Raw genomic sequence first — 26,975 nt, forward strand, 5'->3', positions numbered from 1 at the left:
CCTCAGTTGGGTTGGATGCCGGCCTCTCGCACGACCTTGGCCCAGCGCAGCGTATCGGCGGCGATGACGGCAGCAAGCGCGGCGGGGGAATTGCCGATCGGCTGGGCGCCCTGTGCCGCCAACGCAGCCACGACATCAGGCGCCCGAAGAGCGTCGGCTACCGCCTGGTTCAGCCGCGCAACGCTATGAGCGGGCGTGCCGGCAGGCGCCATCAGTGCATACCAGGACACCGCCTCGAAGCCGGGCAGCGCCAGCGCCTCGGCGATCGTCGGCAAGTTCGGCAACACCGCGCTGCGCTGGCTGCTGGCAAGCCCGAGCGCGCGCAGCTGGCCCGCGTCGATCAAGGGCTTGGCGGTCGAGAGCTGCGCCACGATCAGATCGACATCGCCGCGCATCACGTCGGTCAGCGCCGGCGCGACGCCGCGATAGGGCACATGCGTCATGCTGAAGCCGGCCGATCGCGCCAGCAGTTCCGCCGCGAGATGAGCCAGGCTTCCGGCTCCCGGCGATGCATAGGTCAGCTTGTCGGTGCCGGCGCGTCCGCGCGCGACCAGGTCCTGCAACGAGGTGATCCGTGAAGCCGCAGAGACGACCAGCACGTTCTCGACGCTGGCGATCTGCGTGACGGGCGCGAAATCCTTGACCGGATCATAAGGTAAATTGGCGAAGAGCGCGGGGTTCACCGCGGCATTGCCGACCGGCATGAGCGCCAGCGTGTGTCCGTCGGGCTCGGCCTTGGCGACGGCCGCCATCGCGGTGTTGCCCTGCGCCCCGACCCGGTTCTCGACCGTCACGCCCAGGCCCCAGCGCTGGGTCAACTTCTCCGCCACGATTCTGGCAAGCGCGTCGGGCGCCCCGCCGGCCGCAAAGCCGACGACGATCCGGATGGGCCTGTTGGGAAAATCCGAAGTTTGCGCCGCGGCAGGCGAGGCCAGTATCGCGACGGCGACACACAGGCCGATCTTCAGCAGCGACGGTCTGGCAGGCATCATGGCGGCGTCTCCGACGGTTGATGGCGATGCGCTCGCTCAGGCCGGCGCGTCACCCTGGCGCAGATGTCGCGGCAGGGCGTTCGCCAGACGCACAAAACTTGCCACTGGCACCTCCTCGGCGCGCGCGGTGGGCACGATCCCGGCGTCCTCGATCCAGTCTCCCGGCTCCGCGAGAACCGCCTTGAGGCTCTGCCGCAGCATCTTGCGGCGCTGCCCGAAGGCGGCGAGCGTGATCCGTTCGAGCAGGCGCCGGTCGCAGGGCTCCGGGTCCTGCCGCGGCAGGAGATGCACCACCGCCGAGGTGATCTTGGGGGGCGGCACGAAGGCGCTGCGGGGTACGTCGAACAGGATCTTCGTCTCGCAGCGCCAGTTGCACAGCACCGCAAGCCGGCCATAATCGGCGCGCTGCTCGGGCGTCGCCACGATCCGCTCGGCGACCTCGCGCTGGAACATCAGCGTCAGCGAGGTCCACCAGGGCGGCCAGGCTTCGCCGCTGAGCCAGCCGACCAGAAGCGGGGTGCCGATGTTGTAGGGCAGGTTGGCGATGATCCGGGCAGGTCGGCCTTCGAGACGGGCCGACAGATCGACAGCCAGAGCATCGCCATCGACGACCTCGAGCCGGCCTGGATAATGCTCGGCGATTTCCTGCAGCGCCGGCAGGCAGCGCCGGTCGCGCTCGATGGCGATCACGCGGGCCGCACCATTGGCGAGCAGAGCCCGCGTCAGCCCGCCCGGCCCTGGCCCGATCTCGACCACGGTCTCTCCCTCGAGCGCACCGGCTGCGCGAGCGATCCGCGAGGTCAGGTTGAGATCGTAGAGAAAATTCTGGCCTAGTGACTTCTGCGCCATCAGGCCATGGCGCTCGACCACCTCGCGCAAAGGCGGCAGCGTGTCGATCTGGCTCATATCATCGCCTGTTGATGCCGGGCTGCCATCCGCGCAGCCAGTTTGATCGCCGCGATCAGGCTGTCGGGCCGGGCTATGCCCTTTCCGGCGATGTCGAACGCCGTGCCGTGGTCGGGCGAGGTGCGGATGAAGGGCAGGCCGAGCGTGACATTGACCCCGTCGTCGAAGGCGATCGTTTTGATCGGGATCAGCGCCTGATCATGATACATCGCCAACGCCGCGTCATAGCCGGCGCGCGCCCGCGCGTGAAACATCGTGTCGGCCGGGTAGGGGCCACTGGCATTGATGCCGAGAGAACGCAGCGCGTCGATGGCCGGGCGCACGATGGCGGCGTCCTCGTGGCCCAGCGCGCCATCCTCCCCGGCATGCGGGTTGAGTCCAGCCAGCGCCAGCCGCGGCGAAGCGACGCCGAAGCTGCGGGTCAACGCATGCGCAACAATGCGCCCGGTCTCCACGATCATCTCCGTCGTCAGCAGATCCGGCACGGCGCGTAGCGGGACATGGATCGTGACCGGCACGACTGCGAGTGCGTCGCACCACAGCATCATCACCGGCAGCGGAGCGGGGCCGCCATCGGCCGCGAGGTGAGCGAGAAACTCGGTATGGCCTGGATGAGCAAAGCCTGCCGCATAGAGCACCGATTTCGCGATCGGGTTGGTGACGACCGCGGCGGCCTTCCCCGAACGCGCTGCCGCGACCGCATGCTTGATCGAGGCGATCGTTCCTGCGGCGGTCGCGGGGTCGGGCTGTCCAGGTTCTGCGGCGACAGCCTCCGCGAGAGGAAACACGGGCAGCGCCGTTGCAAATTGCCGCTCGACGTCATCCCAGCCGCACGCGGCAAGCGGCACATCGAGCCCCAGCCGTTTTGCAAGGCGCGACAGCTGCTCGATATCGGCGATGCAGGCGAAATGCGGCAGCGCGCGCTCCTTGCGCTGTTGCCAGGCCAGCAGGGTAATTTCAGGTCCGATCCCGGCCGGATCACCCTGGGTCAGGGCGATCGGCGGCAACGGCATCGGCAACTGCGAAGGCATCCTGGACTCCGGGCGCATGGGATTTTCGTCTTCGTCCCGGCGCCAGTGCTTTGGCCGCGCTTACTGGCTGGAGGTAACGCCGTCGCCCGTCGTCGCGGCGCCGCCGAGGTTCTGCTGGTAGCTCAATTCGCCAAGCGTCCTCAGTTCGAGCCTGAACATCACCGTGCGCGTATCCTTCGTCGCGCCCGACTGGCGGTCGGCATAGCTTTGCGAATAGCTCACATCGAAGACGGTGCATTCGTCCGTGTAGTTGATGCCGAAGGACGTGGAGGCCGTCTGGAACAAGCCCGTATCGGTGTATTTCGGCACGGCGACGGTCGCGGGCGAGGCTTGCCAGGCGGTGTACTGGGCCAGTCTGACCTCGCGGTCGTATTTGTACTTGTCCAGATCGAAGAGCACGCCGGCGCGCAGACGCCAGTTCGGCGTCACCAGAAGCGAGCCGTTCAGCGAAACGCCTTCGCGGCGGCGGAAGATGCCGAGGCTTGGCTGCGGTTCGTAGCGGCCATAGCCGATCGAGGCGGTGACGACACTGTTGGTATAGGTCGCGGCCGCATCGATGCGCTGCGTCTCGAACGTGGTCTGGTTGAGCCGTGTCGCACCGGTAAAGAACAGCCCCTGCATCGGAGAAATCTGTGCGCGGGCGACAAAATCGGACGTGTCGGTATCAAGCCCAGAATTAAGGCCGGTATTGACCAGGTCACCGCTGGCGAAGGAATTGCGCCCGCCGAGGTGATAGGACTGCCCAAGCAGCAGATTGGCAAAGCCCTCCTTGCCGAAGCGCCCGGTATAAAGCGCCCCGATATTGGCCCGCGTGCCGCCCTCGACCCGATCGTAGCCCGAGAATTTGCCGCTCCACTCGAACAGGTTGTTGGCGTCGAAGACGAGGCTTTGCGCATCCTCGTTGGCGACGCGAAGACTGTTGGTCTCGTTGGGACGAGCCACGATCTGCGCCACCGGCTCGATGATGTGGGTACCCCATCCGGTCTTGGCGACGAAGGGGTAGCGGTACATCAGGCCGATCGCCGGCATGGCCCGGCCAAAGATCTCGTCGGAGGTGTCCACGATCGAACGGACACGGTCGTTCGGGTAGCCGCTCGTGTCGGGGTTGACCGAGAAGATATCGGCGCGCACCGACGCGTAGGGCGTCCAGACCTGACCGATGGGATCGATGATGTTGCGACGCCAGGACACCTCGGCCGTGGCTCGCGCCACGTTTCCGGCAAGTCCTCGAACAAGGCAGGTGTTCTTCTGATAGACCGCGCAGCCGTCATAGAGGGAGTAGCCGGTGCCGTCGCTCGTCGTGCCGCTGATCAGAAAAGCACTTTGCTGAGGCAATTGCTGGAAGGCCGCCGCGTCGCGCGTCAGATGGGTGACATTGGCGTTGAACGTCAGTTCGCCGCCAAGGAAACTCGGCTTGTGGACGCGCTTGTTGTAGTCGATCACCGGCAAAACGACCGGCTGCTGCTTCTGCCAGTCCGTCGAGGTGAGGGGCTGGAAGTAATAGCCGCGAAGATCGAAAAAGGCGCTCGCGCTTTGACCGTTCAGATACACGGTCGAAATCGCTTCCTGGAGATAGGTCGCCGAACTCAGGCTTTCATTGAGAATGCGGTAGTTCTTGTAGAACCAACGATCCGTCGACATCGACGCATTCCAGCCGAAGGTCCAGCGCGGATTGATGAAGAACTTGCCGTTGGTCTCGACAGAGCCGCGGAACGTGTCGTCTCCCGGGCCCAGCGGGGCCGCCAGGAACGCTTCCTTCTCCTGCTGGAAGATGCCCGATGCGCGGATCGTGTACGAGCCGTTCATCAGCCGATGGCGCCACTCGACCTGGCCCAGCAGTCCCTGACGGGTCAGGTAGGTCGGCGTCAGCGTCAGATCGTAGTTCGGCGCCAGATTGATGAAGTAGGGTAGGCCGATGCCATAGCCGAGAGGGGTGGTGTTGAGGAATTTCGGCGACAGGAAGCCGGACTTGCGCTTCACCGTCGAATCCGGCCCCGACATATACGGGATATAGGCCAGCGGCACGCCTGCGAACTCGAGCCGCGCCTCCTCGTAGTAGATCGTCTGCTCGGCCTTCTTGTGGATGATCCGCGCCGCGCGGACCTGCCAGAGCGGCGGCCGCTCGGGGTTGTCCTTGCAGGGTTCGCAGGCCGTGTAGATGCCCTTCTCGAAGATGAAGGTCTCGCCATCCGTGCGCTCGGCACGCGGCGCGCTGAAGCGGGTCTTGTCGGGGTTCACCACGCGCAGCGAATCGATGAAGCCGTCGCGGAAATCATCCGTCAGGTTGAAGCGGTCGCCCGTGATGACGGTGCCGTTGGCCTCGGTGATGCGGGCATTGCCGGTCGCGACCACGCGCTTGCCGGCCTGGTCATAGGTAACCCTGTCAGCCTCGATCGTGCGGCCCTGATACAGGATCTGCACGTCGCCCACAGCGGATACGGTCTTCTTGTCGTTGTCATAGACGAGTTCGCGCGCATCGACGACCATGCGGTCCTGCGGATTGGCGACAGGCGGCGTCTGCGCAAAAGCAGCCCCAGCCGCGACCAGGACATAGGCGAGGCTTGAGGCCAGGGCGGTGGCCGCGGCAAATCGAGCCATCCGCTTCACGCCCGGCACCATACGCTCAATCCTAAATTAACCATAAGCACAGTACGATTACCCATCTTCCTGATGGAGAAGAGCCAGCGAGCCCAGCATCGCCCCGATGGTTGCCGGCAGCCACGCCGCGATCACCGGGTTGACGATGCCCGACGAGCCGAGCTCCTCCGACAGCTGCGTCGCCACATACAGCATGAAGCCCGCAGCGACACCAGCTATCACCAGTCTGGTCACGCCACCAAACCTGAAAAATCTTAAGGAAACGGATGCGGCCACGAGAACCATAGCGATCAGGAGAAGCGGTCTGGCCAGCAGCGATTGATAGCGCAACTCATAGCGGGTGGTATCGAGGCCTGCCCGTTGTGTTCGCTCGATCACAGCCGGCATCGACCAGAACCCGACAGCGTCCGGCGGTGTGAAGCTCTGCCGCACCTGTTCCGGTTCCAGCGTCGATGCAAACAGATAGTTCTTGTAGGTTTGCGGCTCTTCCATGGCGGAGATAACGCGGGCATCCGTCAGCTCCCAGTAGCCGTGCTGGAGCACGGCCTGACGGGCATCGATGCGCTCGCTGAAGCCGCCTCCAGCCGAAAAGCTGAAGATGGCGACCTGAGAGAGGCCGTTGCCGTCCGGCAGCGCGCCAGCCGCGCGAATGATGGCCTGCCCATCGACACTGCGCTGCCGCAGCCAGATCTCGGGCGTGCTGCTGGGCTGTGCTGCCCGCACGAACAGCCGCGTCTCGAGCGCCGTCGCCTTGCGCTTCAATTCGGCCGCGACCGGGTTGTAGATCAGGATCGAGACCAGCCCGATCGCGCCGGCGACGAGGGCCGCCGGCTGCAGGAACTGCCAGGCCGAAACACCCACGGCCCGCGCCACGACGAGCTCGAGTTTTCGGCTCAGCGTCAGCAGCGCGAACATTCCGCCAAACAGGACGGCGAAGGGGAAGATCTGCTCCGCCACGCTGGGAACCCGAAACAGCGCGAGCTGCACGATCAACGGCGTCGTCGCCTCAGGCGAATCGCCAGCGCGCCGCATCAGTTCGACGAAATCGAGCGTGCCGATCAGGAAGAAGAATGTTCCGAACACGCCGAGGATCGAGCGTGCGAACTGCTTCGTCAGATAGCGTCCGAAGGTCGAGACCAATAGCATCAAGCGCGCCTGAACCGAGCGGTCAACCCGGCGAAGGGCAAGATCAGAGGCGCCGCTGCTGTCGCCAGCAAGGGACGCAGACGCTGGCCATACAGGATCATTGCCGAAGCAAGAGCGATCGCAACCAGCGGCAGGATGTAGAGCATGGCTGCCGCCAGCGGCGACCGCACGCTGGCGGTCCAGGCCATGTAGGCCCCGATCCGGGTGGCCGCGACGATCAGGATCGCAGCCTGGATCGCAAGAGCGCGGCCCTGGCGCGTGGTGCGCGCTTCGCCGATACAGGCAAACGCGATCAGCATGAACGCCATCGGATAGAGCGGCGCTGCAAGCCGGTTGTGAAGCTCGGCGCGGAAGCGACCTTCCTGATATTTATAGTAACTTTCGTTGGGATCCTGGTTCAGGAGCTGCCAGGTGGTGCGTTCGCGCGGCTTGTAGACGACCTTGTCGCCATCCCCTTCACCGGCGCCGCCGGTGGCGTCCCCCGACAGGGCTGAGAGATTGAGCGCATAGCGCTCGAACGAGATGATCGAGGTGGTGTCGGTGTTCTTGGTCTCGCGCTGGATGGTGCCCTTCTCCAGCATCAGAAAGCTCGATCCATCGACCTCGACGGTGCGGCCGCGCTCGGCGATATAGATCGAGGGTTGGCTAGGATCGCGCCGGTCCTGCATGAAGATGCCGACCAGCGCGTCGCCCGAGCGTTCGCGATAGTGGAAGGTGACGCCGGAATCGAGCGAGACGAACTGACCTTCCTTGACGACATTGGCGACGAAATCGGCCCGGATCAGTGTGATCAGGTCGCGCAGCGCCCGGAAGCCCGCCGGCATCACCGAAAACGACATCCAGCCCACAAGCAGCGAGACCGCGATCGTCAGGACGATGAAGGGCCGTGCGATGCGACGCGGTGCGACGCCGGCGGCGTTCATGACGATCAACTCGGAATCACCATTCAGGCGGTTGAGCGTATAGAGCGTCGCCATGAACAGCGCGACCGGCGCGATGCCGGCGATCAGCGCGGGCAGCGACAGAAGCGTCACGGTGAAGAAGATCAGGATCGTCTGGCCCTTGCCGGTGATCAGATCGACCTCGCGCAGCGCCTGTGTGACCCAGATCACGCTGGTCAGCCCGATCAGCAGGACGATCGATGCGATCGTCGCCATCTTCAGGATGTAGCGGTCGAGACGCTGGAGCAGCACGCTTGGCCTTCCCGTGGGGCAACGCGGGCAGGCCCTGCGCTGGTGGTTCGCTGAAAACACCCTATGGTATAGGCGCAATCAAGGCGCAAACGGGAATCGTTTGCGGCCGTTTCGTTTCACCCCGCCTCCACGCCTCCCTCGCAACATCGTGAGCCGACCATGTCGCAGCGCCTGAAGCTCGAGATCAAACCCCTCAACGCCATCGGGGGGCAGGACCTCGTGATCCTTCTGTCCGACACGCTGGCCCCGTCCAAGGCGGCGGAGGAGTGGCTGGGCGAGGGCGCCCATGGCCTGCTCGCGCGCGCCGCCTCGGCCGAGCGGTTCAAGGGTAAGGCATTTGCCGGCTTGACGCTGCTGGCGCCCGACGGTGCCGGCTATGAGCGCCTGATCGCGGTCGGCACTGGCCCGGAGGCTGAGCGCGCCACGCTGGATTTCGTCAAGCTGGGTGGCGCCATCGCGGGCCGGCTGGGCCATGGCCGCAGTGCCGACGTGATCATGGCGCTGCCGGAGGGGCCGCTCGGTGCCGAGCATGCCGGCGAGATCGCGCTCGGGATGCGGCTGCGTTCCTATGTGTTCGACGAATACAAAACCAAGAGCAAGAAACCCGAGGAGGCCGAACCGATCACGGCGACGCTGCGCCTGCCGGAGCCATCTGTCGGCAAGAAGGTGTTCAAGGCGGCGGAGGCGGTTGCCGCCGGCGTCGATCTGGCCCGCACGCTCGTCAATGAGCCGCCCAATGTGCTCTATCCGGAGGAGTTCGCCGATCGCGCCGCCAAGCTCGGCAAACTCGGTGTCGAGGTCGAGATCCTCGACGAGAAGCAGCTCAAGAAGATCGGCATGCGCGCGCTTCTGGCCGTTGGCCAGGGCTCGCGTCGCGAAAGCCGCGTCGCGATCATGCGCTGGAACGGCGCCAAGGGCAGCACGCAGCCGATCGCCTTCGTCGGCAAGGGCGTGACCTTCGACACCGGCGGCATCTCGCTGAAGCCCGGCGCCGGCATGGAGGATATGAAGGGCGACATGGCGGGCGCCGCCTGCGTGGTCGGGTTGATGCATGCGCTGGCGGCCCGCAAGGCCAGGGTCAACGCCATCGGCATCATCGGCCTTGTCGAGAACATGCCCGACGGCAACGCTCAGCGCCCCGGCGACATCGTCACTTCGCTGTCGGGCCAGACCATCGAGATCATCAACACCGATGCGGAAGGCCGCCTCGTCCTGGCCGACGTGCTCTGGTACACGCAAGAGCAGTTCAAGCCGCAGTTCATGATCAACCTGGCGACGCTGACCGGCGCGATCCTGGTCGCGCTGGCGCAGGAGCACGCCGGGCTGTTCTCAAACAACGACGAGTTGAGCGAGCGTTTGGCGGCGGCCGGCAAGGCAACCGGCGAGACCGTCTGGCGCATGCCGCTCGGCAAGGCCTATGACAAGATGATCGACTCGAAATTTGCCGACATGAAGAACGCGGCCGGCCGTCATGGCGGCTCGATCACCGCCGCGCAGTTCCTGCAGCGCCATGTCAACGACACCCCTTGGGTTCATCTCGACATCGCCGGAACCGGCATGAGTTCGCCCAATTCGGAGACCAACCGCTCCTGGGGCTCGGGCTGGGGTGTACGCCTTCTCGACCGGCTCGTTTCCGAACATTACGAGGGCTGACTCAAGCTGATAGGGAACGCGCGCAAGCCCATGCGGCGAAAAGGCATTTGATGGCCGAGATCCTGTTCTTCCATCTCCAGTCGCGTCCGCTCGAGCAGGTGCTGCCGACGATCGTCGAGCGCGCATTGTCGCGCGGGCAGAAGGTCGTGGTGGAACTGTCGAGCCAGGAGCGGCTGAGCGCGGTCGACGATCATCTGTGGACCTATTCCGACGAAAGTTTCCTGCCCCATGTCACGGCGATGGAAGCCGACGCGGCGCAAAATCCCGTTGTGCTGACGACGCAGTCGCACAACCCAAACGGGGCCCAGATCCGGATCTGCGCGGAGGGTGTCCGTATTCCCGACGCAATGGCCGATTACGAACGCGTCGTGTTGATCTTCGATGGTGATGACCCCGACGCGCTGACGGCAGCGCGCGAGGACTGGAAGAAGGCCAAAGCCTTGAGCCTCGCCGCCAGCTACTGGCAGCAGGACGAGACCGGCCGTTGGGAGAAAAAAGCGTGAGATTGCCTGTATTGCTGCTCTGCGCCGCCGCGCTCGGCGGATGCTCCGTCGATATGGGCGGCTTCGCCTTCACCTCGGACACGCGCGGGGGCGAAACCACCACCCGCACGGCCGCTGCCGCGATCACCCTTCCGCCGCGGGCCGCGCCCATCGGGCTGACGGCCGATGGCGAGTGCAGCACGGGTGCCGCCGCCGGCAGCCCGCCGCCGTCCGCGATCGCCGAGGGCATCACCGAATGCGAGCTGGTCACGCTCAAGGGCGCCAAACCCACCGACGTGCTGATCGGCGAGAGCGGCAAGGGCCAGCGCGAGACGCAGGTGCTCTACGCCGAGCCCGGCGGCCGCGAGATCTACATGTTCACCGACAACAGGCTGAGCCGGATCGTCAAGCCGGGTCAGGGGTAAGGCGGCGGTCTCGATCCATCGCGACCCCGCCCGGTCCGACCGGCATGGGCCGGGAACGCGATTCAGCCCAGACGTCTGACCGAACTGCCACCGAATACGACCTCGCGGCGCAGCGCCGGGGCAAACAGCTGATAGAGCATCCGGGGCTCGGCCGAGGCGCTGGCCGCATCCAGCGCTGCTCGGTCGTCCGGCGACAAGACGAGATCGAGCGCCGCGCTGTTGTCGGCGATCTGCTCCGGCCGGCTGACGCCCATGAGTGTGGTCGCGACCTCGGGACGGCCGATCACCCAGGACAACGCGACGCGGGCTGACGACTGGCCGATGGCCTCCGCGACGCGCCGCACCGCTTCGACGATCGCCCAGTTGCGCTCTGTGAAGAGGCTGTCGCCGAACGGGTTGGGGCCATCGAGGCGCTTGTCGTCGATCGGTCGCTCGTCTTGCCCGGTTGACGCGACCGAGGGCAGTCCCGCTGCCCGCGGGCCGGCTGCCTCAACGACCTCGCGCCGATACTTGCCCGTGAGCAGGCCGTAGCCGAGTGGGCTCCAAGGCACGAACCCAAGACCAAACTCAGCGGCGAGCGGGATGTGCTCGTCTTCGACATCGCGGTTCACGAGCGAGTAGAAATACTGCAGGGCGATGGGCCCCGGCTGCCCGCGAAGGGCCGCCAGCGTTGCCAGTTTCGCGACGAACCAGGCCGGCGCATTGGAGATGCCCCAGTAGCGGATCTTGCCGGATCGAACGAGCCCGGCCATCGTCTCCAGCATCTCCTCGGCCGGTGTCAGGCCGTCCCAGACATGGATCCAGTACAGATCGATGTAATCCGTGCGCAGACGCGTCAGCGAACGATGAAGTGCGGCATGGACATGCTTGGCGCCGTTGCCGCCGGAATGGGGGCCCGCGCCCACGCAGAACCCCGATTTCGTTGCCAAGACAATCTGATCGCGCAGACCGCGTTCCGCGATGAAACCGCCCAGCATCTCCTCGCAGCGGCCGCTCGCATAGACGTCCGCCGTGTCGACGGCGTTGCCACCGGCGTCGACATAGGCGTTGAACACCGCCCGACTGCCGGCTTCGTCCTGTCCCCAGCGAGCCGTGCCGAACGTCATCGTCCCCAGGGTGAGGGGGCTGACGGCGAGACCGGAGCGGCCAAGCGTGCGAAAATCGGTGAGGGACATCGAGGACATTTTCATATTGATCACTATGAAATCTGTAGGCTGGTTGAACCGGCACGTCAACGATTGTATAATGATTGCTATGAAATATTCGTCTCCATCCGCCGGCCGCCGGCCCGGCCGACCGTTGTCCTTCGACCGCGAGGCGGCGCTCAATGCGGCAATGCTGCTGTTCTGGCGGCATGGCTACGAGGCCACCTCGCTGTCCGAGCTGACGGCCGCGATGCGCGTGACGCCGCCAAGCCTCTACGCCGCCTTCGGTGACAAGAAGCAGCTCTTCCTGGAAGCGGTTCGTCGCTACCTCTCGGGTCCCGTCACCGCTCAGCAGCTGATCGACGACGCCGACACGGCCAAGGCCGCAGCCTGGAGCCTGCTCGCCGGATCCGCCATCGCCTTCACCGGCGAAACCACGCCGCCAGGATGTCTGCTTGCGACGGGTGCGATCAGCTGCTCGGCCGCCGCGCGCGACGTTCAGGTTGAGCTCGCGCGGATGCGGGGGGCCATCCAGGACCGGTTGCGGGACAGGATCGCGGGTGCCATCGACATGGGGGAACTGCCCTGCGACGCCGAGCCGGATGCCCTGGCCGGGCATGTCATGGCCGTCATCCAGGGGTTGTCGACCCTGGCGAGAGACGGGGCCTCGCGCGACACGCTCCTGGGGATCGCGCGCATGGCGATGGCGGCCTGGCCGCCGGAACTCATCCGCAATGGCGGCTGAGCAAATGGCTGCTGAGCCTATGGAAGGGTTCGGCCCGGGATCAGGAAACCGTCAGCGATAGGCTCAGGCGCTTTCCAGCTCCGCGCTCAGCTCCAGCCACTCCTCCTCGGCAGCCTCCAGCGTCTTGGCCAGAACCGCGCGCTGCTTCGACAGTTCGCGCGCCTTGTCGGGGTCGCGGGCGAAGGCCGAGCCGTTCCCAAGCACGCCGTCGACCTTCTCGATCAGCCCGGTGAGCTTGGCGATCCTGGCTTCGGCCAGGTTGAGCTTCTGCCGCAGCGGCCCCTGCGCGACGCGCTTGACTGCCGCGCCCTTGCGCTCCTCGGCCTTGCCGCCACCGGCGGCGGCCTCGGGCACAGCCTTCTCGGCCGCCGCCTTCTCGCGCCTGGCCGCCTTGGCGCCGCCGAGCACGAGGCTGCGATAATCCTCCATGTCGCCGTCGAAATTCTTCACCGTGCCGTCGCCGACGATCCAGAGCCGGTCGGCGCAGGACTCGATCAGGAAGCGGTCATGGCTGACCAGGATCACGGCGCCGGGATAGTCGTTGATCGCGTTGACCAGCGCCGTGCGGCTGTCGATGTCGAGATGGTTGGTCGGCTCGTCGAGGATCAGCAGATGCGGCCCCCCGAAAGCCGCGAGCCCCAGCATCAGCCGCGCTTTCTCGCCGCCCGAGAGGTTCTTGACGGGTGTTTCGGCCTTGGCCGCCGGAAAGCCGATCTGCGCCGCCTTGGAGCGCACCTTGGCCTCGGGCGCGTCGGGCATCAGGTCGCGCAGATGGGCGACCGGCGTGTCCTCCAGCCGCAATTCGTCGAGCTGGTGCTGGGCGAAATAGGCCGTCTCCAGCTTCGACGAGCTGCGCATCGTGCCCGTCAGCGGCGCCATGCGCCCGCCGATCAGCTTGCAGAAGGTCGATTTGCCGTTGCCATTCGAGCCGAGCAGCGCGATGCGATCGTCGGGCAGAAGCGTCAGGTTCAGCTTCGACAGAACGGTGCGCTCGCCATAGCCGGCGCTGGCATTGTCGAGCACGATCATCGGGGGCGCCAGCGGCCGCTCGGGGCCGGGCAGGCTGAAGGGCTGGACGTCGCGATCGACGATGGTGTCGATCGTGCCCATCTTCTCCAGCCGCTTGACGCGGGACTGCGCCTGGCGGGCCTTCGAGGCCTTGGCCTTGAAGCGGTCTACGAAGGCCTGGAGATGCTTGCGCTCGGCGTCCTGCTTCTCCTTGGCCTTGGAGAGCTGCATCTGCTTCTCGGCGCGCTGCTTGGCGAAGGAGGTGTAGCCGCCGCGATAGATCGTCAGCTTGCCGCCATCCAGATGCAGGATGTGATCGACGCAGGTGTCCAGCAATTCGCGGTCATGGCTGACGACCAGCACGGTATGCGGATAGCGCTCCAGATAGTCGTAGAGCCACAGCGTGCCCTCGAGATCGAGATAGTTGGTCGGCTCGTCGAGCAGCAGCAGGTCGGGCTCGGAAAATAGCACGGCGGCAAGTGCGACGCGCATGCGCCAGCCGCCTGAGAAGTCCGAGCAGGGCCGCTGCTGCGCTTCCTCGTTGAAGCCCAGCCCATGCAGCACGGTGGCTGCCCGGGCGGGTGCCGAATGGGCATCGATATCGGCCAGCCTTGTGCCGATCTCGGCGATGCGCAGGGGATCCGTGGCCGTCTCCGACTCGGCCAGCAGCGCCGCACGCTCGGTATCGGCGGCGAGCACGACCTCGATCAATGTTTCCGGCCCGCCCGGCGCCTCCTGCGCGACGCCGCCGATGCGCCGCCCCTTCGGCAGGCTGATATTGCCGCCTTCGGGCGAGAGATCGCCCGTGATCATCCGGAAGAGCGTCGTCTTGCCGGTGCCGTTGCGGCCGACGAGCCCGACGCGCGAGCCATCCGGCAGCGAGGCGCTGGCATGGTCGAGCAGCAATCTCTCGCCGAGACGATAGGTGATGTCGTTGATGGTGAGCATGGCCGGGGTTTTGACGTGAACACCGGGCCAACGCAATCACGAAAACGAGTGCATTGGCCCAGTCACGCTTCCGCCATGATCTCGCCATTTCGCGGCCCGGCGGCGCGATCACCCAAGGTCATGTGAGATAGTTCGATTCGGGGGTCAATATCCATGCGGTTCGATCTGAACGCATTAAGCCGAAGCAGGCGGTCGCTCGCCGCTTCGTCGTTGGTTTTTCTATCAGTCTTGGCCGGCAGCGTGGTCATGCTGGCGAGCCTGGTCCACTCTTCCTGATCGGCTGACTTCAGGCAAAATTAACTGCGATGAGTTTTGGTGTTCCGGTGCGATTACGTTACGGAATCCGGAGTTCCACGACTTGTCGAGCCTGAGGGTCAAGCTTCCTGCTGCCATGCTGCTTTTGGCCTGCCTGGCCGTGTTGGCCGTGGGCCTGTCGGGCTACCGCGCTGTGACCAATTGGGCTGATGAAGCGGTGCATCAGCGCCTCACGATCATGGCGGAGGGGCGTGCGAAGGCGCTCGAGCGCCGCTGGCAGCGTCTGACCAGCGAAATTTCCGTGAAAGCCCGCAGCGCGCATCTGGTGTCGTCTCTTGACGAGATCATGGGCTGGATGGAGTTGAGCGACGAGCGTGCCGGCATCCTGTCTTATTTCCAGCGAGAGGCGGGACCGGCATCTCTCGCACCCATCGATCGGACCGGCAGCGGCCAGAGCAATGGCTATCTTCAGCGCCATACCGTGTTCCACGAAACCTTCCGCACTGCGGCCAAGGAGTTCGACTATGCGGATATCTATCTGGTCTCGCCGATGGGGCGCGTCGTTTACAGCGTCACCAAGGGAGCGGAATTCGGACGGTTGGTAACCGATCCTGAAATCGCGGGCTCCGCATTTGCGAAAGTCGTTGCAGCAGCGAGGACAGCCGTCGACGACACGCTGTCGACTGCGGATTTTGCACCCTATGATCTCGTGGGCGGCGAACCACGCGCTTTTCTGGCGCAACGCTTCTACAATCCGGTTTCACGCGAGCCGATTGGCGTCATCGTCGTTTCGGTCAGCACCATGTTTATCGACAATGTGCTGACCTCGATCGCGGGGACGTCGCACGGCATTGCGACCTATGTCGTGGGAGCCGATGGTTTCATGCGCTCGAACCCGGCCGCGCGCCGCGTCGGGACCGCGCCGCGCGAAACCCTCGATCAGCGCCGCCTGGCGGAAAGCCGCAATACCCTGCTGAAGCTGACCAGCCACGATGGAGAGCGGCTGGTTGCAGGCGGCCGCGAGGTCAATGTGGCGGGCAACACCTGGCTGCTTTGGCTGACGGAGCCTGAACGCGAAGCCTTTGCCGTCGTTGGTGAGCTCGATCGCGCCCTGCTGATCAGTGGTCTGACAGTGCTGGGCCCCGTGTTGATCATCGCCCTGTTTCTCGGTCTGTCGGTCGCGCGGCCGATTTCCGGCCTGGCGGAGGCGCTGGCGGGCATTGCGGCAGGGCGCACCGATCTGCGCATCCCGGGTGAACGCCGCCGCGACGAGATCGGCGCGATCGCCGCCGCCGTCGCGCGCATTCGCCAGAACATGATGGGTGACGAAGCACAGCGCCTGCGCGAGCGCGAGGAGCGGGAGCGCGAAGCCGATTTTCAGCGTTCGATCCTGCTGGCCGATCTGGCGAGCGATCTCGAACGGTCGGTCATGGGGGTCACGGCTTCGGTGTCGGCTGCCGCCGAACAGCTGAGCGTCACGGCAAAGGAATTGTCTGGCGGAGCCAACGAAACCCAGGCCAATGCCGATACGGTTCACGGCTCGACCTGCCGCGCGGTCGCCAGCATCCGCTCGATTGAAAGCGCCGCAAAGGATCTGCGCGGGGCGATCGACCAGCTGGACGCCGACGTGCAGTCTTCGGATCGGTCGGCCCGCTCTGCGAAGGATCATGCCGATCAGATGGGCAGCGTCGTCGAGCAGCTCGCTGTCGGCGCCGCACGCGTCTCCGACGTGATCGGACTGATTTCCGAGATCGCTGCCCAGACCAATCTGCTCGCGCTCAACGCCACGATCGAGGCTGCACGCGCGGGGGAGGCCGGGCGCGGCTTTGCCGTCGTCGCCTCCGAGGTCAAGGGTCTCTCCGGCCAGACGGCCCGCGCCATCGACGACATTACCAGGCAGATCGCGACCATGAACGCTGCGACGACAGCCACCGTCGAGGCCATCGCCGGCATTCGCGATATGATCGGCGGTCTCAGCGAGGCGGTCCGGCGCTCGGCCGAGACGATGCGCCGCCAGCACGGCGTGACCCATGCGATCGTCGAGGATGTGGGGCTCGCGACACGCGAATTCAGCCGGATCGGTGAGGCCACGAGCCTTGTCTCGGCGGCGTCGCATCAGACATCGGACGCCGCCGCCGCCGTCGCCCGCGCCTCGACTGAGCTCACCGAACTCGCGCAGTCGCTGAAGTCCCGGGTGGCCGGCTTCATCGTCCAGGTCCGGGCGGCCTGACCGGACGCTCGGCGGCTTGTCGCGCAGGGCGCCAGCGATTATCGCTGAAGCATGACACCGATGGCAAAGACCCGCACCGCCTTCTATACCGGCTCCTTCGATCCGGTCACGAATGGACACATCGACGTCATCGCCGGCGCCGCAAGGCTATGCGACCGGCTCGTGCTGGCGATCGGCGTTCACCCCGGGAAGACGCCGCTCCTGAGCGCCGAGAACCGCACAGCCCTGCTGCGCGAGGTGGCCACCCCCCTCCTGTCAGCGACCGGGACAACGCTCGACGTCGTGACCTTCGACGATCTCGCCGTCGATGCCGCGCGGCGGGCCGGCGCCACGATCATTATGCGCGGCCTGCGCGATGGCTCCGATCTCGATTACGAGATTCAGATGGCGGGCATGAACGCAGTCATGGCGCCCGATATCCAGACGGTGTTCCTGCCGGCATCGGCGGCTGTGCGCCACATCACCGCGACGCTCGTGCGGCAGATTGCGGCGATGGGCGGGGATGTCACGCCCTTCGCTCCCGCCGCCGTGGTCCAGGCGTTGAAGGATCGTTTCGCCCAGCGCTGAGCCGCGACAGCCGAACCTGCCATTGCAAGGGCGGGATCGGATTTTGGTTTGCATTTTGTGCAAAGCGATGGTGTCTCTGGCGAAGTGACTCGATGCGCCGCTCCTCGCGCATCTTCCCCGATTGAGTTTGTCCGATGCGCCTCTCCCGCTATTTCCTGCCGATACTGCGCGACACGCCCAAGGAAGCCGAGATCGTTTCGCATCGGCTGATGCTGCGTGCCGGCATGATCCGCCAGCAGGCCGCCGGCATCTACTCCTGGCTGCCTTTGGGCCTGCGGGTCCTGAACAAGATCAGCGCCGTGGTCCGGCAGGAGCAGGACCGTTCGGGCGCGATCGAAATCCTGATGCCGACGGTGCAATCCGCCGATCTCTGGCGCGAGAGCGGGCGCTACGACGCCTATGGCAAGGAGATGCTCCGGATCAAGGACCGGCATGAACGCGACATGCTGTTCGGGCCGACCAATGAGGAGATGGTCACCGACATCTTCCGCTCTTACGTGAAGTCCTACAAGGACTTGCCGCTGAACCTCTATCACATCCAATGGAAGTTCCGCGACGAGGTCCGCCCCCGTTTCGGCGTGATGCGCGGACGCGAATTCCTGATGAAGGACGCCTATTCCTTCGACGTCGATCAGGACGCCGCCCGCCATGCCTATAACCGCATGTTCACCGCCTATCTGCGTACCTTCGCGCGGCTCGGCCTGAAGGCCATCCCGATGCGCGCCGACACCGGGCCGATCGGCGGCGACCTCAGCCACGAGTTCATTGTGCTGGCCTCGACCGGCGAGAGCGAGGTCTTCTGCCACAAGGATTATCTCGACTTCGAGACGCCGGCCGCCGACACCGATTTCGACAGCGTCGCAGGGCTGAAGGGCATCGTCGATAAATGGACGAGCCTCTATGCCGCGACCGAGGAAATGCACGACAAGGCGGCCTATGACGCGATTCCAGCCGAGAGCCAGCTCTCGGCACGCGGCATCGAGGTCGGCCATATCTTCTATTTCGGCACGAAATACTCCGAGCCGATGGGAGCCACCGTCCAGGGTCCCGACGGCCAGAACCTGCCCGTCCATATGGGCTCCTACGGCATCGGCCCGAGCCGCCTCGTCGCCGCCCTGATCGAGGCCGGCCATGACGACGCCGGCATCATCTGGCCCGACGAGATTGCGCCTTTCGACGTCGCGGTTCTGAACCTCAAGGCCGGCGACGCCGCGACCGACGGGGCCTGCGAGCAGGTTTATGAGGCGCTCATGGCGCGCGGCTATGACGCGCTCTACGACGACACCGATGCCCGTCCGGGCGGGAAATTCGCCACCGCCGATCTGATCGGCGTGCCGTGGCAGATCATCGTCGGCCCCAAGGGGCTGGCCGAGGGCAAGGTCGAGATCAAGCGCCGCACCAGTGGCGAGCGCGAGACGGTTTCGCTCGAAGAGGCGCTCGCCCGCTTCAAGGGCAAGGCGGCGTGAGCCTCGCAAGCGATCAGGATCGCCAGAGCGAAACCCCGACCGGCACGAAGCCCTTCGCCGGCTTCGAATGGCTGCTGGCCGGTCGCTATCTGCGCACCCGCCGGCGCGAGGGCTTCGTCTCGGTCATCGCCGGCTTCTCGTTTCTGGGCATCCTGCTTGGCGTCGCGACGCTGATCATCGTGATGTCGGTGATGAACGGCTTCCGCAAGGAACTGCTGGAGAAGATCGTCGGCGTGAACGGCCACATCTTCGCCACGCCGATCGATCGCCCGCTCGACGATTACGACGTGGTCTCGATGCGGCTGCGCGCCATCCCCGGCGTCAAGCTCGCCATCCCGCTGGTCGAAGGGCAGGCGCTCGCCTCCTCGCAGACCGGCAATGGCGGCGTTTTGGTGCGTGGCATCCGCGAGGCCGACATCAAGGCGATCCCCTTCGTCGGCGGCAATGTCCGGCGCGGCTCGCTCGATGGCTTCGACGGTGCCGGCGGCGTGGCCGTCGGCAAGCGGCTGGCGGATTCGCTGGGCCTGCAGGCCGGCGATTCGATCAACATCATCTCGCCCAAGGGCGCCTCGACCCCGTTTGGCACCGCGCCCCGCATCAAGGCCTACCCGATCCAGGCGATCTTCGAGATCGGCATGACCGAATTCGACGCCTCCTTCGTCTTCATGCCGCTGACCGAGGCTCAGGCCTATTTCAACCGCGAAGGCGATGTGAACGTCATCGAGATCTTCGTCGACGATCCAGACAGAACGCAGGCCGTCCGCGACGCGATCGAGGCCGATGCGCCGCGCCCGCTCGTTCTCTCCGACTGGCGCCAGCGCAACCGCAGCTTCTTCAACGCGCTTGAGGTCGAGCGCAACGTCATGTTCATCATCCTGACCCTGATCGTGCTGGTCGCGGCGCTCAACATCGTCTCGGGCCTGATCATGCTGGTGAAGGACAAGACTGCCGACATTGCCATCATGCGGACCATGGGCGCGACGCGCGGCACGGTGTTGCGGGTGTTCCTGATCACGGGCGCGGCGATCGGCGTCTTCGGCACGCTGGCGGGGCTCGCGCTCGGCATCGTCTTCGCCAAGAACATCAAGGTCATCATGGCCGCGCTGAACTGGATCACCGGAGCCAATCTCTGGGACCCGACGGTGCGCTTCCTCAGCGACATCCCCTCGGTGATCGACTGGGGCGAGGTCACCAGCGTCGTCTTGATGGCGCTCGTCCTGTCGCTGCTGGCGACCCTCTATCCGGCCTGGAAGGCGGCGCGGCTCGACCCCGTCCAGGCCTTGAGGATGGGCTGAGGCGCATGTCCGACACCACGCCCCGCGAGACACCCGCGCTCTTCCTATCCCAGGTCGAGCGCTATTATCCCCAGACCGACGCCCCGCTCGAGATCCTCCGCAAAGCGGATTTCGCGCTCTGGCCCGGAGAACTCGTCGCGCTCGTCGCCCCCAGCGGCACCGGGAAATCGACACTCCTGCATGTCGCCGGGCTGCTCGAGCGGCCCGATGGCGGCGAGGTCTTCGTCGGTGGCCTGCCGACGACCAAGCTCGACGACAAGGGCCGCACGCGCCTGCGCCGCACCGAGATCGGCTTCGTCTATCAGGCCCACCACCTGCTGCCGGAGTTCACGGCGCTGGAGAACGTCGTCCTGCCGCAGCGCATCCGCGGTCTGTCCAAGCAGCTGGCGCAGGAGCGGGCGGCCGAACTCCTGACCTTCCTGGGTCTGGGCGAGCGGCTCGACCATCTGCCCGGCGAACTCTCCGGCGGTGAGCAGCAGCGTGTCGCCATCGGCCGCGCGGTGGCCAACACGCCGCGTCTGCTGCTGGCCGACGAACCCACGGGCAATCTCGATCCGCACACCTCCTTGCACGTCTTCCAGACGCTGGTGGCGCTGGCGCGCGCCTCGGGGCTGGCGGCGCTGATCGCGACCCATAATCTCGATCTCGCCCGCCGGATGGACCGTCAGGTGACGATCCGCGACGGGCATGTCGTGCCGCTCTGACGCGCCCGGCCCGGCGTTCAGGGCGCCGCGCAGCCAAAGCCTATCGCGGAGATGAGACCCGGTCCGGTGGCGCGAACTGCAAAGCGGCCGCCGACCGGGCGATCTTCCCGGCCTTCGATCCTTTACCCTTCGTTAACCGCATTTGCTATGCGCGCCCTGCAACTCACGCTTCGACATTGACGGGAACAAAACATGAACTAATCTGAACATAGCAGAAACGCAGGAGATGGCCATGACCGTAGCGCGCAAGTTGGCAGCGGGTATCGCGGAGATTGCATCATTGGGATTGTTCCTGGGCATGATTTGGGTCTGGGCGGCACTGCTCTCAGCGCCCAACATCTGAATGTCCACAGAGGCGACGATCCGCGCCATGGACGCCGGATGACGCGCCGCTCCATAAAGACCTCCGATGGCGGCAGGCGACTCGCCGTTCAGGCAGACCAGCGCAGGGCGGATGATGGCACGCGAACCGGGCGACACGCGCGTTCTCTCCGAGGTCGGCTTCGTCCATCTCCATGTCCATTCGAGCTATTCCCTGCTCGAGGGCGCCTTGATGGTCGGCACGCTGGCGAAGATGGCGGCGGCCGACGGCCAGCCGGCGCTGGCTCTGACCGATACCAACAACCTGTTCGGCGCGCTGGAGTTCTCCGAAAAGCTTGTCGGCGTTGGTGTCCAGCCGATCGTCGGGGTGCAACTGGCGGTTGATTTCGCCGACGAGGCCGAGGGCAGCCGCAAGACGATCCAGCAGGTCCCGCCGCATCTGGTCCTGCTCGCGATGAACGAGACCGGCTACGGCAACCTGATGAAGCTGGTGACGGAAGCCGCGCTGGCGAGCGGCGGCTCCGGCCAGCCGCTGTCGAATCTCGATCGCATCGCGGCGCATCATGACGGCCTGATCGCACTCACCGGCGGTCATGGCGGCCCGGTCGATCTTGCTTTGCGCAACGGCCAGGTTCCGCAGGCGCGCGCGCGCCTCTCGGCCTTGTCTCAGCTCTTTGGCGATCGACTCTATGTCGAGATCCAGCGCCATGGCGGCGATGGGGACGACGTCGTCGAGGCGCATCTGCTGCGTCTCGCCTATGACGCCGATCTGCCGATCGTCGCCACCAACGAGCCCTTCTTCGCCAAGCCAGCCGATTACGATGCCCATGACGCGCTGCTGGCGGTCGCGGCGGGGCGGCTCGTCTCGGATGGCGAGCGCCGCCGGGTGACCCCGGAGCATTACTTCACCAGCCGCGCCGAGATGAAGCGCCGCTTCGCCGATCTGCCCGAGGCGCTCTCGGCCACCGTCGAGATCGCGATGCGCTGCACCTGGCGGGTGGGCCTGCGCAAGCCGATCCTGCCGCGCTTCGGGGAGGAGGGCCGCGACGAGGCCGACGAGCTGCAGATCCAGGCCAAGGCGGGCCTGGCCGCCCGGCTGGCCAAGCATGGCCCCGCCGAGGGTTACAGCGTCGAGACCTACGAAAAGCGGCTCGATTTCGAGCTCTCGATCATCACCCGGATGAAGTTTCCCGGCTACTTCCTGATCGTTGCCGACTTCATCAAATGGGCCAAGGATCATGACATCCCCGTCGGTCCCGGCCGTGGTTCGGGTGCGGGTTCGCTCGTTGCCTATGCGCTGACGATCACCGATGTCGATCCGCTGCGCTTCGGCCTGCTGTTCGAGCGCTTCTTGAACCCAGACCGCGTCTCGATGCCCGACTTCGACATCGACTTCTGCCAGAACCGGCGTGAAGAGGTGATCGACTACGTCAAGCACCGCTATGGCGAGGAGCGCGTTGCGCAGATCATCACCTTCGGCACGCTGCTCGCGCGCGGCGTCCTGCGCGACGTCGGCCGCGTGCTGGAGATGCCCTACGGCCAGGTCGACCGCCTCACCAAGCTGGTGCCGCAGAACCCGGCCAAGCCGATCTCCCTGAAGGATGCGATCGCCGGCGAGCCCAAGCTCCAGCAGGCGGCGGAAGAGGAGCCGATCGTCGCGCGCCTGCTCGAGATCGGCCAGAAGCTCGAGGGCCTGCACCGCCATGCCTCGACCCACGCAGCGGGCGTCGTGATCGGCGACAGGCCGCTGGAAGAACTCGTCGCACTTTCGGTCGATCCGCGCACCGGGATGCGGGTCACCCAGTTCAACATGAAATGGGTCGAACAGGCCGGTCTGGTGAAGTTCGACTTCCTCGGCCTCAAGACCCTGACGACACTCTCGACCGCAGTGAAGCTGATCGCCCAGCGCGGCATCGCAGTGGATCTGGCGAGCCTGCCCTTCGACGATCCCAAGAGCTACGCCATGCTGGCACGCGGCGAGGTCGTCGGCGTGTTCCAGGTGGAAAGCGCCGGCATGCGCAAGGCGCTGGTCGAGATGAAGGCAGACCGGATCGAGGATCTAATCGCGCTGGTCGCGCTCTACCGGCCGGGCCCGATGGACAACATTCCGAGCTATTGCCGCCGCAAGCTCGGGCAGGAGGCGCCGACCTATCTGCATCCCAAGATGGAGCCGATCCTCTCCGAGACGCATGGCATCATCGTCTACCAGGAGCAGGTGATGCAGGTGGCGCAGGCGCTCTCGGGCTATTCGCTCGGCGAGGCGGACCTGCTGCGCCGGGCCATGGGCAAGAAGATCAAGGCCGAGATGGACGCCCAGCGCGACCGCTTCGTCAGGGGCGCCGTCGAGGGCGGGATGACCAAGGACATCGCCTCGGAGATCTTCGATCTTCTGGCGAAATTCGCCGATTACGGCTTCAACAAGAGCCATGCGGCGGCCTACGCTGTCGTCGCCTTCCAGACCGCCTTCCTGAAGGCGAATTATCCGGTCGAGTTCCTGGCGGCGTCGATGACGCTGGACATGGGCAACACCGACAAGCTCTCCGAATTCCGCCGCGATGCCGAGCGCCTCGGCATCAAGGTGCTGCCGCCCGCGATCAACCGCTCCGGCGTCGATTTCGACGTTCATGAGGGTGCGATCCATTACGCGCTGGGTGCGATCAAGGGTGTCGGCACGGCGGCCGTCGAATCGATCGTCGCCGCGCGCCGGGCCGGCGGGGATTTCATGGACCTTGCCGATTTCGCCCGTCGGATCGACACCAAGCTGGTCAATCGGCGCACCATCGAGGCGCTGATCGCGGCCGGCGCGATGGATGCGCTGGAGCCCGAACGCGCCCGCGCCATGGCGGCGATCGACGGCATGCTGGCGCTCTCGAACCGCACCCGCGACGCTGCGCTCGGTGGCCAGTCGGAACTGTTCGGCGGCGGCTCGGTGCAGGAGGCCTTCCGCATTCCCCCCGTCGAGCCCTGGGCGCCGGCGGAACGACTCAAGCGCGAGCATGACGCGGTGGGGTTCTTCCTCTCCGGCCATCCGCTCGACGACTACGAGCATGTCCTGAAGCGGCTGCGGGTGCAGCGTTTCGCCGATTTTGCCCAGATGGTCCGCGCCAACGGCACCGGCGTCGGCAAGGTCGCGGTCTCGGTGATCGACAAGTCCGAGCGGCGCACCAAGTCCGGCTCCAAGATGGGCATCGTCAACCTGTCCGATCCCAGCGGGCAGTTCGAGGCGATCCTGTTCTCGGAAGGTCTGCAGCGCCACCGCGATTTGCTTGAGCCGGGCAGGGCGCTCGTCCTGCGGCTTTCGGCCGTGCTCGACGGCGAGGATGTCCGCCCGCGCATCGAGGATGTCGAGGTCCTCGACGATCTCGCCGCGCGCCAGAAGCAGGATTTGTTGGTCTATCTGCGCGACGACAAGGCCCTGGCCTCGATCGCCGAGCGCGTCCGCCCGCGCGGCGACGGCCTCAAGGCCGACGGCAAGATCGCGCTGGTGATGATTCTCGACGACGGCGCCCAGGAGGTCGAAATCGAACTGCCGGGCAAATATCCGGTCAACCAGCAGATCGCCAACGCGGTCAGGGCCGCGCCCGGCGTCGTCAGCGTCGAACTGCGTTAATTCGAACAGGCTGGTCTTGTGCGCGGCAGCCGGCAATGCATTCTGACGATCCGACGTCAAAGCCTGCCGGAACGGTGGCGCGTCGTCTCGATGCCGGGGGGCAGCCGTGAAGAACTATGTCGCGCAGATTCCGATGAGCCTGTTCGTGCCAGAGGCGATGCACTGGGCCATCAAGGACGTTCTCGAAGGCGAATACGAGACCGGCTATGACGGCGTCGGGCTTGAGATCCTCGACATCGGCGCCAATGTCGGTTCCTTCGCCTTGTGGGCGACGGCGCGCTGGCCGGGCAGCCTGGTGACGTCCTACGAGCCGCATCCAGGCACGTTCGAGCTGCTCCAGCGCAACACGCAGTTGCGGCGCGACATTGTTGCGGTCAATGCCGCGCTGTTTCCCGGCGGCGCGAAGACGGCGAGCTTCGTCAGCCGCTTCGCCGGCGATGGCGAATCGGGGCTGGCTTCCTATGCGGGCGACACCTTCGTCGATGGCGCCATGGTTGAACGCTACGAGGTCGCGGTCGTCGATCCCGCCAGCCTGGCATCGGCCGATATCGTCAAGATCGACATCGAAGGCGGCGAGGGCGACGTGCTCGAGGCGATCGACCTGTCGAGGACCTCGCTGGTTTTGCTGGAATATCAGAACCGCAAGAACCGCCTCCAGCTCGAGGCCCGGCTGCACGCCGATTTCGACCTGATCGATACGGTCGAGCATATTTGGGATCCGCTGCTGGAGCAGCGCTGCTACCGGCCAGATCTGGCCGGCGACGTCTATGGCCGTATGTTCGCCGCCCGCAAGGGCATGACCCGGATGACGCGCTCCGCCGGACGTTGAACCGGCGCGCTGGCGCTGGCTTTAAACGGCCATCGCCTCCAGCCGCGGCAGCACCCGGTCCCGCCCCGTCCGCTTCGAGCGATAGAGCGCCTCGTCGGCTTCGCGCAGCAGCGCATCAAGCGTTTGAGCGGCGGCGTCGCCCTCGGTGACGCCGATGCTCAGCGTCGGAGCGCGCGCGATCCCGGGTCGGTCCGTAACGGCCGTCACAAAGGCCTTGCGGAGCCTTTCGGCGACGCGCATCGCCTCGGCGAGTTCGATACCCGGCAGGACGATGGCGAACTCGTCCCCCCCTTGCCGCGCCACGATGTCCCCGCTGCGCAATTCGCCCCGGGCAACCTCGGCGAAAAGACGCAGGATTTCGTCGCCAGCGGCATGGCCATGCGTGTCGTTGAGCGCCTTGAAGTGGTCGATATCGACCACAAGCAGCGCGACGCGCCGCGGTTGGCGCAGGCGGCCGGTGAACTGCTGCATGGCTTGCTCGAGGCCGGCGCGGTTCATGGCGCCGGTCAAGGCATCATGCTGGGCGAGTGCGACGAGCTGGTTGCTGCTGCGCTCGGTCGCCAGCAGCATGAGCGCGTTGCTGCGGATGATCAGCAGGGCCGCAGCACCGACCGAAGTCCATTGCAGCGGTACGGGGCCGGCTGGGAAAAGTTCGGTTCCCAGCTGACCCAACATCGCCAGCACAGAGCGGGCGAAGAACAGGCCCGCCGTCGGCAGGAACAGCACGACCAGGATCCAGGCCGACCGAAGTTTCTCGCGCCGTGCCAGGCCGACGCCTTCGCGCGCCACGGCGACGTCGCAGCTGGCCAACAGCAGCGAGATCAGCGCCGCGCGGTTCGAAAAGCCCTCCGGCTCGATCCACAGCAGCAGCAGCAGCGAGGCGCCGACCACGGCCGTGACATACAGGATCGGCATCGGTCGCAGTCCCGCGAAGCTGCGGACGCTGACCAGGACCATCAGATAGCCGGCCCAGGTCAGCGTGTTGGACAGCCCGATCGACGCTACATCGGAGATCGTGCCGCGGAAGGTGGTCAGCAAGATGCCGAAGCCGATCAGCAGGCTGCTGAGCCCCCACCACAGCGGCCAACGCTGGAAGCGACCCGTCGCAAAGGCGCCCAGCTGCATGCAGCCGAGAATGATAGAGGTGGCCGCAGCCACCGCGTAGATCGTGCGCAGATCAAGGAGCAATGTCACGCTGTCCCACCAGTTGCTCCGCCTTTAGCAGAGCCCGGTGAACAGAGTCGAAACCCGAGCGCAGAATGACGATGTGCTCGGCACAATGGCGAGCAAGCAGCGGTGGCGCCTTGCATTCGCAGCGCTTCCCCTGTATGGCGCTGCCCATCCCACATGGGGAGCACCGTCTCAGACCTGAGACGTTCCGGTGACCTTGCAGCTCATGCTTGGTTATTCGCACCCCAGAGGCTCA

The 26,975-nt window shown here is 65.7% G+C and carries 21 protein-coding genes; 11 read left to right on the plus strand and 10 right to left on the minus strand.

What is annotated here, in order from left to right; all coding sequences use genetic code 11:
* Window positions 1-2: 2 nt before the first annotated feature.
* The 6 genes from IP69_RS03240 to lptF are packed head-to-tail and all read right to left on the minus strand — an operon-like array spanning window position 3 to window position 7,866.
* Window positions 3-992, minus strand: a complete 990-nt coding sequence (locus IP69_RS03240) for a tripartite tricarboxylate transporter substrate-binding protein (RefSeq protein ID WP_156323261.1) — start codon at window positions 990-992, stop codon at window positions 3-5.
* A 36-nt stretch (window positions 993-1,028) separates the two neighbouring features.
* The gene (gene rsmA, locus IP69_RS03245) at window positions 1,029-1,898 is read right to left on the minus strand and encodes a 16S rRNA (adenine(1518)-N(6)/adenine(1519)-N(6))-dimethyltransferase RsmA (protein WP_054141339.1); all 870 of its coding nucleotides are present in this window, start codon (window positions 1,896-1,898) and stop codon (window positions 1,029-1,031) included.
* A complete protein-coding gene (pdxA, locus tag IP69_RS03250; protein ID WP_248306681.1) occupies window positions 1,895-2,929 on the minus strand; it encodes a 4-hydroxythreonine-4-phosphate dehydrogenase PdxA in 1,035 nt (344 codons plus the stop codon). The genes rsmA and pdxA overlap by 4 nt, the downstream gene beginning before the upstream one ends.
* Window positions 2,930-2,989: 60 nt before the next feature.
* Entirely contained in the window at window positions 2,990-5,527 is a 2,538-nt protein-coding gene (locus IP69_RS03255) for an LPS-assembly protein LptD (protein WP_054141438.1), read from the minus strand.
* A 57-nt stretch (window positions 5,528-5,584) separates the two neighbouring features.
* Window positions 5,585-6,673, minus strand: coding sequence for an LPS export ABC transporter permease LptG (lptG, locus tag IP69_RS03260; RefSeq protein WP_054141340.1), 1,089 nt, complete (start codon window positions 6,671-6,673; stop codon window positions 5,585-5,587).
* Entirely contained in the window at window positions 6,673-7,866 is a 1,194-nt protein-coding gene (lptF, locus tag IP69_RS03265; RefSeq protein ID WP_156323263.1) for an LPS export ABC transporter permease LptF, read from the minus strand. Before lptF ends, lptG begins: the two co-directional genes overlap by 1 nt.
* 159 nt (window positions 7,867-8,025) lie before the next feature.
* On the opposite strand from lptF, the gene IP69_RS03270 reads away from it, so the two are divergent.
* Genes IP69_RS03270 through IP69_RS03280 form a run of 3 tightly spaced genes read left to right on the plus strand, consistent with a single transcriptional unit; the run spans window position 8,026 to window position 10,426 of the window.
* On the plus strand, window positions 8,026-9,519 hold the full coding sequence (locus IP69_RS03270) for a leucyl aminopeptidase (RefSeq protein ID WP_054141341.1): 1,494 nt from the start codon (window positions 8,026-8,028) through the stop codon (window positions 9,517-9,519).
* 50 nt (window positions 9,520-9,569) lie between these two features.
* Window positions 9,570-10,022, plus strand: coding sequence for a DNA polymerase III subunit chi (locus IP69_RS03275; RefSeq protein WP_054141342.1), 453 nt, complete (start codon window positions 9,570-9,572; stop codon window positions 10,020-10,022).
* Window positions 10,019-10,426, plus strand: coding sequence for a hypothetical protein (locus IP69_RS03280; RefSeq protein WP_248306682.1), 408 nt, complete (start codon window positions 10,019-10,021; stop codon window positions 10,424-10,426). Before IP69_RS03275 ends, IP69_RS03280 begins: the two co-directional genes overlap by 4 nt.
* A gap of 62 nt (window positions 10,427-10,488) precedes the next feature.
* Here the strand turns inward: IP69_RS03280 and IP69_RS03285 are convergent, their stop codons facing one another.
* Complete coding sequence (locus tag IP69_RS03285) at window positions 10,489-11,601, minus strand: aldo/keto reductase (RefSeq protein ID WP_054141441.1); 1,113 nt, start codon at window positions 11,599-11,601, stop codon at window positions 10,489-10,491.
* Between the two features lie 79 nt (window positions 11,602-11,680).
* Between IP69_RS03285 and IP69_RS03290 the strand changes: the two genes are divergently transcribed.
* Complete coding sequence (locus IP69_RS03290) at window positions 11,681-12,316, plus strand: TetR/AcrR family transcriptional regulator (RefSeq protein WP_054141343.1); 636 nt, start codon at window positions 11,681-11,683, stop codon at window positions 12,314-12,316.
* Between the two features lie 63 nt (window positions 12,317-12,379).
* Here IP69_RS03290 and IP69_RS03295 read toward each other — a convergent pair whose 3' ends face one another.
* Both IP69_RS03295 and IP69_RS03300 read right to left on the minus strand, forming a co-directional pair.
* Window positions 12,380-14,272: an ABC-F family ATP-binding cassette domain-containing protein gene (locus IP69_RS03295; protein ID WP_054141344.1), complete on the minus strand. Its 1,893-nt coding sequence runs from the start codon at window positions 14,270-14,272 to the stop codon at window positions 12,380-12,382.
* A gap of 62 nt (window positions 14,273-14,334) precedes the next feature.
* Entirely contained in the window at window positions 14,335-14,520 is a 186-nt protein-coding gene (locus IP69_RS03300; RefSeq protein WP_054141345.1) for a hypothetical protein, read from the minus strand.
* Window positions 14,521-14,630: 110 nt separating this feature from the next.
* Between IP69_RS03300 and IP69_RS03305 the strand changes: the two genes are divergently transcribed.
* The 7 genes from IP69_RS03305 (at window position 14,631) to IP69_RS03340 (ending at window position 25,549) form a co-directional block, all read left to right on the plus strand.
* Window positions 14,631-16,757 (plus strand): methyl-accepting chemotaxis protein, encoded by a 2,127-nt coding sequence (locus IP69_RS03305; RefSeq protein ID WP_156323264.1) that lies wholly within the window; start codon window positions 14,631-14,633, stop codon window positions 16,755-16,757.
* A 60-nt stretch (window positions 16,758-16,817) separates the two neighbouring features.
* Window positions 16,818-17,324: a pantetheine-phosphate adenylyltransferase gene (gene coaD, locus IP69_RS03310; RefSeq protein WP_054141347.1), complete on the plus strand. Its 507-nt coding sequence runs from the start codon at window positions 16,818-16,820 to the stop codon at window positions 17,322-17,324.
* Between the two features lie 134 nt (window positions 17,325-17,458).
* Entirely contained in the window at window positions 17,459-18,790 is a 1,332-nt protein-coding gene (gene proS / locus IP69_RS03315) for a proline--tRNA ligase (RefSeq protein ID WP_054141348.1), read from the plus strand.
* Entirely contained in the window at window positions 18,787-20,085 is a 1,299-nt protein-coding gene (locus IP69_RS03320) for a lipoprotein-releasing ABC transporter permease subunit (RefSeq protein ID WP_054141349.1), read from the plus strand. Before proS ends, IP69_RS03320 begins: the two co-directional genes overlap by 4 nt.
* Before the next feature lie 5 nt (window positions 20,086-20,090).
* Complete coding sequence (locus tag IP69_RS03325; RefSeq protein ID WP_054141350.1) at window positions 20,091-20,789, plus strand: ABC transporter ATP-binding protein; 699 nt, start codon at window positions 20,091-20,093, stop codon at window positions 20,787-20,789.
* A 457-nt stretch (window positions 20,790-21,246) separates the two neighbouring features.
* Window positions 21,247-24,720, plus strand: coding sequence for a DNA polymerase III subunit alpha (gene dnaE, locus IP69_RS03335; protein ID WP_054141442.1), 3,474 nt, complete (start codon window positions 21,247-21,249; stop codon window positions 24,718-24,720).
* 106 nt (window positions 24,721-24,826) lie between these two features.
* On the plus strand, window positions 24,827-25,549 hold the full coding sequence (locus IP69_RS03340; protein ID WP_054141352.1) for an FkbM family methyltransferase: 723 nt from the start codon (window positions 24,827-24,829) through the stop codon (window positions 25,547-25,549).
* A gap of 21 nt (window positions 25,550-25,570) precedes the next feature.
* On the opposite strand, the gene IP69_RS03345 is transcribed toward IP69_RS03340, so the two are convergent.
* Window positions 25,571-26,743 (minus strand): GGDEF domain-containing protein, encoded by a 1,173-nt coding sequence (locus tag IP69_RS03345; RefSeq protein WP_248306683.1) that lies wholly within the window; start codon window positions 26,741-26,743, stop codon window positions 25,571-25,573.
* Window positions 26,744-26,975 lie beyond the last annotated feature (232 nt).

The organism is Allobosea sp. AAP35, from assembly GCF_001295925.1.
Classification (GTDB): domain Bacteria; phylum Pseudomonadota; class Alphaproteobacteria; order Rhizobiales; family Beijerinckiaceae; genus Allobosea.